A 630-nucleotide genomic window follows, 5' to 3' on the forward strand; every position below is an offset into this window, starting at 1 on the left:
TGTTATCCATTGTTTGTTCTTAATTGTTTTGAAGTCAGGCTATCAACGTAACGTGGTAGAGGCATCTCGCCTTGTACGATATTGCGGATTTAGTTAAAGCGAAGATATTGGCCCGGCGTGACGCCCATGGCTTTCTTAAAGTGTCGATGCAGGTGGCTTTGATCATGAAAACCACATTCTTGTGCGACATCAGAGATTCTCTGCCCTTGTTTGAGCAGCTTTTTCGCCATACGTAAACGTTGCTGGATCTGGTAAGCATGAGGCGGAAAGCCAAATTGCTTTTGAAATTCGCGCAGCAAGTGAAAAGGGCTCAGCCCAGCCAGTTTCGCGAGTTCTTCCAGCGACACATCGGTTTGTGGAAAGTCTTCTAAAAACTCCTTTACAAGCTGTAACTGTCGTTGCGCTTTGGTGGATTCTTTTAGTGGTGCGCGGTGAGTGCTGTGTTTACTCGCCAATTTGATCAACGTGCCGTACACCAAGGTTTCTCGCAGCAGTCGATTGTCCGATTTTTCTAGAGTCTCAAACACCAAGCGCAATTGGCTTGCCAGTTCGGGATCATAAACCACAGGTTGAGGGAAATAGGGCAGCGCGATATTGGGTGAGCCAAGCTCTTGCCCCAGGGTTTGAAAT

General features: G+C 47.3%; 1 protein-coding gene. It reads right to left on the bottom strand.

From position 1 onward, the window contains the following. Positions 1–89: 89 nt before the first annotated feature. The coding region (locus R7R24_RS27980; RefSeq protein WP_318120338.1) for an AraC family transcriptional regulator at positions 90–630 on the bottom strand (541 nt) is incomplete at its 5' end.

It is taken from the genome of Vibrio sp. 704, from assembly GCF_033339295.1.